This is a genomic window from Bartonella sp. AP58NXGY, assembly GCF_042195785.1.
In the GTDB taxonomy this organism is placed as follows: Bacteria; Pseudomonadota; Alphaproteobacteria; order Rhizobiales; family Rhizobiaceae; genus Bartonella.
Window position 1 is genome coordinate 1 of the sequence record NZ_JBHIOY010000031.1, and the last position, 4116, is coordinate 4116.

Genomic DNA, 4116 nt, shown 5'->3' on the forward strand with positions numbered 1-4116 from the left:
CCAATATCATGATAGTAAATTTTACAAGGTCCAATAGCATTGGGATTTTTGATAAACAAGGTTACAGCAATACCGGTCATACTACCATTGCCAAAAATATTTTCACCTTCTTGAGCTCTTCCATTGCTTAACATATTTTTGCGAAGATCCCCCCGTAAATTAAGCACATAAATGCTCGTAAACTCTTTGGCTAAAGATTTTCGTAAACCATCCATTGTTGACTTTTCTATGTAACCAGAACCAGAAACAAAACCGATTACTCCAACATTATCAATACGATCACTAGCCCAGCGAATGGCGCGAATATAACTATCATAAAGATTTCGCATAAGGCTTGCTTTAGATTGAGCGGCGTAAGTTTCATCAATACGGTCATTTAATATCGGATAAGGCGTATTCTTTGCATTATCATTAGCACTTTTTTGACCTGTTGAATAAGGAGGGTTACCAAAGATAACTTGGATATCCAGTTTCTTTTGATGTTCCAGATATTCACTGTTTTCTTTGAATAATTCCTGTAGAAGATTCTTCTCTTCCAGCATCCGAAACGTATCGGTCAAACCAATATGTTTGAAAGGAATGTAATCACCTTTCATGATACTATGATACGTCGATTCAATGTTAATCGCTGCTATGTAATAGGCAAGCAAAACAATTTCATTGGCATGAATATCATGACGGAACTTATATTCCATATCCTCTGGTTTGATGAGATTGGATTGTAAAAGCCGTGTGATAAAGGTTCCAGTTCCCGTGAAAGGGTCAAGAATAGAAACACCCCGTGACCCCAAGCTTTTTCCAAATTCATTCCGCAACACATCATCAACAGAATGAATGATAAAATCAACAACCTCAATGGGTGTATAAACAATCCCAAGCCTATCTGTTGTCTTTTTAAATGCCTTGGCAAAAAAACTTTCATAAAGCGTAATAATAAGATTTTGCCTTGCTAAAGGAGAGGTAATCCCAGAAGCACGAAGTTTTACACTGTTATAAAACTCTTGTAATTCCTTGGATTCTTTTTCAATATTGGTTTTATCTAACTCAGCTAAGATTTTTTCCATGGCTTGCGAAATAGCATTGTTTTGCACAAATTCGTTGCCTTCAAATAAGGCTTCAAACACGGGACGCGTGACAAGATGTTGTGCTAACATCTCAATGGCTTCTTCTTGCTTTATTTCGCTGTTTAAATTATTTTTTAGTTCTTTATGGAAGGCATCAAAGGCGTGAAAGGCTTCACTGTTTTCATCAGAAAGCAGGTTTTGAAGATGGGTGATATGGTTTTGAGCAATCTCAGCAACATTGCCCGCCCAATTTTCCCAATAATCCGCAATAGCAAATTTCTTCGCAATAAGGGTTTTCAAAGCATTGGGAAACTCTTTATAAAAAGGTAATCTTCCTGTTACACTATGAATAATTTGTGGTTCATGAGCGGCTTTTCCAATCTCAAGACCCATATGTTCTGATTTTTCATGGATATGGAGTTTATCCTCAACCGCTGTCATGCTCTTTAAGGCGCCAATCTCTAAAACATCACTGACGTCTTGCCCTAAAATCATTTGGTTAAGGGTGATTTCAAAATTCTCATCATGAGCAAGCAAAGCATTGATCACTTGCCAGACCACCTTGTATCTTTTGTTGTATTTTAAAGCCTGTTCAGCAGAAAACCCAGCCGGTACTCCAACGGGTAAAATGATGTAGCCTCTCTTTTTACCTCGTGCACGCCGCATGATACGCCCCACCGCCTGTATCACATCCACTTGGCTTTTGCGCGGGTGTAAAAACATGATCGCATCAAGAGCAGGAACATCAACACCCTCAGAAAGACATCTTACATTGGTTAACACACGGCAGGTGTTTTCCCCCGTATCTTCTTTAAGCCAATCAAGGGCTTTATGACGCGTTTTGGCACTTTGGGTTCCATCAATATGATCAAAGGTACAGTGAAGAGGCGGAGTATCTTTATAGACCTTATGAAGATTAAATAATTCCTCCTGTATTTCTTCAGAATTGAAGGTATCACGGATACGTTTAGACGTCTTGATATCTTTACAAAAAGCCAAAGCCCGCCGCATGGGATTGGGGTCATCACTTAAATCAACCTTGAGATCTATTTTAGCAAGGGCTTGATAACAACCTATGATCTTGGTTTTATCATCAAGGATAAGTTCATAATTCTCATCGGTCATCAGATGTTGAATGGATTCACTCACTTCCTCTTCATTAACACCCAAAACAATAATCTTATAAGGTGCAAGCAATTCATTCTGAACGGCTTTTGAGAAGGTATAGGTATAAAGCTCTTTTCCATAGAGCTCTTCATCATCCATAGATGCTAGAACGGCATTGATCTCATTGGCTTTCTTTTTGGCATCATCGGTAAAGATCTTAGGGGTTGCTGTCATATACAGACGTTTTTTGCCTCGAATGATGCTGTTATCGTGAACCTTGATAAAATCAGATTCATTGTCCTCTGTTCCCAATGAAGCGCCAGTGGTTCTATGGGCTTCATCACAGATGATCAGATCAAATTCGGGTAAATCATACTCTTTTTGTGCATCGGAAATCACTTGGATAGAATGATAAGTAGAAAACACCACGGTCATGAGATCATGGGAAACTTTACCCGCTTTGCTCGCCAGTTCTTTTGCATCCGTTGTTGCAGGTAAGGCAAGATCAGAGCTATCAAATTCAAGAGCATCATTTTTATTATTCTTACGACGCTTACCCACTTGTGTATCTGAACATACCGCAAAGGAACGCAAGGGCACTTCTGTATCAAGGGTCCATTCACGGATTGTTTGTGACATCAAAGCAAGGGAGGGTACCAGAAACAACACACGCTTGCCAGTTCCTGCTATGTGTTCTGCTATCTTAAGGCTAGTGAACGTTTTGCCTGTTCCACATGCCATAATCAGCTTGCCACGGTCTGCTTCTTGCAAACCTTCACAGACTTTCTCAAGAGCTTCTTTTTGATGATCTAAAAGCTTTTTTTTAGGTTGCTCTTTAAGGGTAGCTTCACCTTTTTCTTTATAAGCCCCCCAATCAATTTGACTGTTTTCTAAATCAAACAGATTAATCTGTTGAATACGAACCTCTTGACCATCACAAGTGTTGTTAGCATTATCACTCCAATTGCTTTCGGTGCTATCAACCAAAATACGGCGCGTAAAAATCTTTTTCCCAGAGGTAGCGATAAAGCTATCAATATCTTCTTTTTTAATTATGTGAGAAGCATCATAGCATTTACATTGAATAGCCGCATAGCCCCCTTCATCACGGATTGTAGCGACCAGATCAATGCCGATATCACGTCCATCTTCATCATGCTCCTTAGCCCATTCCAAATAAGTCTGAACCTTTTCGTATTCTTGCTTTTGAAGCGGGTCGTTTGTCAAATAAGCCATGACAAGGTTTTCAAACATGGTTCCTAATTCACGGGGTGATTTAGCTCGTTGACGATAATATTCTAAGAGAGAGCGTAAAGTGACATGTTCATTATCATACTTATTAAAGTGATGCATATTACAACAGGACTCCGTTTTCATATGAGGGGGTTAATTCTTATCAAAAGAATCAAAACGAAGCTTATTAAATCCATTTTGAATGAATAGTGAGAAAACTGGAAAAAATGCTAAAAAAGCCGATAATTTTTTCAAAAGGGTTTTTAAAAGCTTGTTTATCCACAGCCCATGGCATAGGATAAGATCAGCAAAGTAGTGAAATTTGCTGTTCGTTTTATGGAAAAAAGACAAATTTGATATGTGCTTTTAAGATATCATATGAGTATTTTGATAGGTTTTATGACTCACTAAAATGATCACTTTTGTCAGTTTAATTTACTGACACAAACTGACAAATATATATTATGGATTGTATTTAAGGTTGTATTGTCGATATAGGTTGTATCGTTAAAATACTAACATATTGAAATATAATGTTTTTAATTTTTTCTCATTTAAAAAAATAATAGAGGGTCTAAAAGGAACTGATAACACTGACAGCACTGGACAAAACTCTTCTGTTCAGATCACTCAGATCATTATCTTTGGAGAACGGTTGCTTAATGCGCTGTACAGAGAGTTTTGCCTATTTGAGTAGAAAGTTTTAAAAGAG

Annotated in this window: 1 protein-coding gene; it reads right to left on the reverse strand. The window is 37.9% G+C overall.

What is annotated here, in order from left to right; translation table 11 throughout:
- Positions 1 to 3524: DEAD/DEAH box helicase family protein (locus ACFINC_RS08970; protein ID WP_375616984.1), on the reverse strand; the 3524-nt coding region annotated here is incomplete at its 3' end.
- Positions 3525 to 4116 lie beyond the last annotated feature (592 nt).